The following is a 5,298-nucleotide window of genomic DNA, read 5'->3' on the forward strand; positions in this document are numbered from 1 at the left end:
TCCCTAAACTTGCGCCTAAAAAGCCCGCCGCAAATTTCGCAGGGTCAAAGCTTAAATTCCCCTCCTCATCTTGCTCTACGCCGTTTAGCACCCCGCCTACTAACCCCGCTCCTATGTGAGGGTTAGAGTAATAAATATTCGGACTTTTTTCGTTAAGTTTTTGCATAGCAAATTTTGCATTTTTTTCTGCTATAATGCTTTTGTGTGTTTCATTGGGCGTTACAGGCTCTGCATATCCTGTATTTTTAGACATTGTTGCACTACCTTGAGGCTCGGGTGCAGAGGGCTTTAACTCAAGGGTTTCTAGCTCTAGCGTATAAATCTTGTTGCCCTTGCTATTACTATCTAAACTCTCTTTAATCGTTATAAGTGCGTTATTTCCATTAAAATCTGCGGTATATCTATGTATAAAAACATTAGGATTATTGCTCTTTCTATCTGCGTGTGTTTCTTTTAAAACCGCCCCTTGATATAAACTTTCTATATCTTGCACGGCTTTAAAATGATCTTGTGGAGTAAATCCATTATTAACACTTTTTTGTATAGCCTTATCACTTGTCATTTTTGAAATATTTTTGCGTGAGATTGAGGCTATTCTGCCGTCATTTTCGTTAATAATATTCTTGCCTATTATTGCGCTTAAATGCTCTTTTACCTCGTTTCTTAACGAACTAAGATTATAAGAATTAGTTTTCGTTTCATCGGTCATATTTCTATATTTTTGCCTTTGAAATTGTTCGCTAAAATCTGTTTTATAATTTTGTATTATTTCGCTCAAATTTTCTTTTAACTTATCATAAGCATTTGTTTTTTTAAGTCCTAAAAATTCTTTTGCACTGATGAAAAGCTTTAAAATATTATCAATAAGCTTCTCAAAAACATTTACTTTTTTCAATTTTTCCACAAATTTTGGGTTAGAAAGCTCTGCTAGCATTTCGTGCGAATTCTTAAGTCCATAATCGCCTATAAATCCAAATTCTCGCCTTTGCTCTTTAATTTGCTCATAAATATTCTTAATGTTTTTAATCGCCTCAATTTGCCTTTTTGTTAAAAGCTCAAAATCTCCCTTTTCATAAACATACATTGCCCTACTTGTTACGCTATGAATTAGCTCGTGCAAAAGGGTTTTGCCCTTATCTTGTTTTTTAAGAGAGTGTTTAACCCTAGCACTATTATCCCCATAAATATACCACCCCGCAACCCCTATGGTATTATCACTATAAAAGCTTTCATAAGGGTCTCTTAATGCACCCCTTACCCATACATTAAGTTCTTTAGCTACTGGTAAAATTGCCTCAAAAATAGCTATTTGCTCCTCATTCGGTTTAAAGCTTTTATAAAATAAATCTCGCACCTTTTTCAAGCCACTTTCAGTGTTTAAATTATAATTTAAACTTAAGCTTCTTAAATGATCGCTTTCATCTCTTAAAAGTTTTTTTATAAAGCTATCAATATTTTTGTCTAATCTTTGTTTATGTCCTTTATAATATTTATGGTCTTGCGGATAGCGTTTTATTTGTTTATAATCCCATTTCATTGTTTGGATGCGTTTTTGATTTCTTTTTACTCTATCCATTAAAGGCTTGATTTCAAATTTCTCTTTTTCTATTCTGATTATTTTTTGCGCTAAACTTTCTATACTTTCCCCATCGTCTTGATAAATTGGTATATACCACCCATTTTTTTTAAGGGCAAGTTTCTCTCCACTGCTTTTTGCTTCGTTAATTAAATCCATAGCCTCTAAAAGCTCATTTTCTGTATAATCTTTATTTTCGATTATGTTTTTAATCTCTGCAATTTGTTCTTTTAAACGCTCATTTTCCTTTAAAAATTCTCTTGTTATAAGTTCTATTTTTTCCTCATAATTTTTTGCTCTTTCAAATTTCTCTTTTAAAATTGGACTTTTACTATTTAAAGCCTTTTTCTCATCAAAACTAGACTTTTCCATAGCTAAATTTATGCTTTTTTGTGGTATAATTTCATCAGTAGCATTTGCTGAAGTAGTCTTTTCAGCTTCACTTTGTGAGCTAGGCAAGTCTGTCCTACGACTAGCAGTGCTTTCTTGGTTAAGTGGAGTAATAGGGCTTTCCTTTGCGTTAGTTCCAGCGTTTTCATTTGTAAAAGTCTTAGACTGACTTAAATTAAGGCTTTCCAGCTCTTTTTTATTATTTCTATCTCTAAACGCTGTTAAAACAAAATTATTATTTTCTTTCTTGTCTAGGATTATGGTTGTTAAATCCGTCTTAATGCCCACTCTACCTTTTTCTAGCTCTACAATTTGCCCTTTTTCTATATTTTCGCTTAAATGAGAGATGAATTTTAAAGCCTTTTCCTCCCCCCACTGCTTCGCTCTTTGCTCCAAAATATGCTTTAAGCCAAAATTCTCATCCCCCCATACCACATCGATGTCCCCTAAGCCCTCTTTATAAAACGCATTTTCTATGTGTCCTGCTTGTGTGTAAAGTAGAAAATCCACCGCATTTTCACCTTTAAAAAAGTCCCTTGCTATTTCATCACCATATACTTCTCTTATATCTTTAATCGCCTTTTCATCGTTAAAGAGTATCCCAAAAGGATTACCATTTTTCTTGTATTCTTTATCTACTCTCTTAAATATATCTCTAGCAAGGGTTCTATAATCCGCCTCTAGCCCGTAATGTTTATCGATAAATTCTTGTGCGTAAGCCAGATTTACATTTTTACTCTTAGTTAAACCTCTTAATATACCCATAACATCGTCTAAGCCCTGTTTATCTGCGCTGCGAGGCATATTTTTAAAGACTTCATAAAGCTTTTCATCACTTACAAATAAGCCGTTTTGATAATAATTTGCAAGTCTTAAATTTGCGTGGAAATCGTAAAATTCATTATTTGTCAAGTCCCTTTTAGCTAAATACATATTATCCGCATTTCTAGGGCTTATAAGCCTTAAAACCCCATTTAGCTCTAAAATATCGCCGTCCTTATCAGGCTTAGTTCTTACCACTCCGCCTTTAAAATCTACAAGCTCATTTTTGTGATTAATTACAACATCATTATTCTCATCAAGGTAATATTTAAATCCTTGCTCGGTTTGTATTTCATATTTTACATTTTGCGGTTTTTCAAAGTTTTCTAACTGCCTTTGCCTTAAATTTTTCCTTAAAATTGCTTCAAAACTCGCTTTTGCATCTGCTCCTAAACTTGAATTTTCAAATAAGGCATAACCATCGCTTCTATACTGCTTGACACTATCTAAATGTAATTTCTTTGCTAAAACATCATAAATCTCTCGGCTGGATTTTTCATAAAGGTCTAATAAATCTTCGTCCCCTAACTTTACATTTACCTCCCTATCTTGCATTTCTTTTAGGGTATCGATTAAATATTTTTCTGCTATAATTTCATTAGAGTTTAAAGGCAGAGTCTCGCCTTTTGTAAAATCGCTAGAGTGGATAAACTTATCGACTTCTCTATCCTCTTTATAACTTGTGATAACCCAGCTATTTTTAGTCGGCTCCCCTTTCCAGTTTTGTTTCAATCCCACCTTATAAACATCGCCATTTTTATGGTAAATAATCGTCTTTCTGCCATATTCTTGCGTGTGAATTTCGCCCTTTGTGATGATTTCATCAAGCCCTTTGCTAACTCCCTCTAAATCCTCGCCGTGTTTTTCGATTATTTTAGAAAGCCCGTAACCTTTCGCTTCCCTACCACTTCCTTTAACCTCCCCCCATACCAAGTCAATATCTCCTAAGCCCTCTTTATAAAACGCTCCACTGACTTGGGCTTTGAATTCGCCTTTTTCGCCGCTTTCTTTAAAGGCTTGTGCTTCTCTGATTAGCTTTTTAACCGCACCTTTGCCGTCTCTATAAAACTCAGCATAGTTCGTGCCAAATTCTTTTAAAGGCGTGATGTTTAAAAGCCTTTCAATGCTTTTTCTAACTTTATAAATATTTTGATCATAGAGATAAAAGGCTACTTTATCGGTGAGTTCGCCTTTTTTAAGACTTGTTTTAAACTTCCCAAAAGCCGCTTTACCTTTAGCACTGGTAAGGTCAAAGGCTTCATTAGGTATGTCAAAATCTTTATTATACTTAAGCCTTAAAAATAGAAATTCTGCTTCTTTTGCGGTTTGCGTTCTTTTAGCCATAGATTTGCCAACATAATTATTATGGACAAAATCTTTAAAGTATTGTAAAACATTAGCTTCACTGCCCGCTTCTCTTAAATCGTTTGCCACTGTCTGCTCGGGCAGGTTTTTTATAGAGTTTAAAAACTTTTCATATTCTTGCGGCATTGCTTGATTAAAATATTTCTTTTGTATGGCTTTTACTTCTTTTGGGATTTCATAATCTCTATAAAAATTTCTTATTGTAGTTTCTATATAACTTTGCTTAAAATCATCATCTAAAAGTTCTCCATTTCTTTTTTCAACCTCTATAAGTTCTTGTTCTGCTTGTTGGATTTCTTTTTGTAAAGGTATCCAAATATGCTCTTTTAATGTCTCGTATTCCTTTGTTTCTGTTACACTTTTGCCTTGCTCTTTTGCTTGTTCGATTATTTCTTGCGGCTTTTGTGGTATACTTTCATCGGGCTTGACAAAAGAATTAGCACTTGGCTCATAACCACTGGATAGCGTTTGAGTTTTAGCCCTTGTTTCTTTATAGCTTGGTGAATTTTTATATTCCCCTTTTTCCTTAAACATCGTCTTAAAAGCTAAATCGTTATTCTTCCTTTGCATTTGCTCCACAACGACAAAATGCCCATTAATTTGCTTAAAACTTACCACAACTTTATTTCCGCTTTTATCCTCGCTTTGTAAAGTCTCATCGGCATTTTTAGCGATATTTCTATAATTTGCTATATCATCGTAATTTATAGGCTCTTGTCCGCTCTCTTTTGCAAGTTTAGAATCGCCTCCGTGCCTTTTAAGCGTGTGCTGTATCGCCGTGTAATCAATAGTTGCTCTCGCCTCATTTGGAAATTTAAAGCCTAAATTTTCCGCCTCTTTTGCGTCAAGCTTTTCAATGGCTATGCGTTTTTTATTTTCGTGAATGTATTTAGCGATTTGAGGGGTGAAATTTGCCGCGCCTATGATTTGCATATCACGCCCCTTGCTCGTGCTTTTATCAATTAGGTTCTTTACACTTTCATCCACTCTTTCATTTAGCTCGTTTATTTTTTCTAAATTTGCCTTTTGTATTTGAAATTGTATATTTTCAATTTGGTTTTTAGTCTTTTCAAGCCCTGTGATATATTTGTAAAATTTATTTTCTATATCTTTAAGCTCTTGCATTTTCTCAAAATAATCATCTC

Annotated in this window: 1 protein-coding gene; it reads right to left on the bottom strand. The window is 34.0% G+C overall.

Annotated features, from left to right (window positions below):
* The coding region (locus tag NYG92_RS08965; RefSeq protein ID WP_289234190.1) for a putative barnase/colicin E5 family endoribonuclease at nucleotides 1-5,298 on the bottom strand (5,298 nt) is incomplete at both ends.

It is taken from the genome of Campylobacter felis, from assembly GCF_030250085.1.
In the GTDB taxonomy this organism is placed as follows: Bacteria; Campylobacterota; Campylobacteria; order Campylobacterales; family Campylobacteraceae; genus Campylobacter_D; species Campylobacter_D upsaliensis.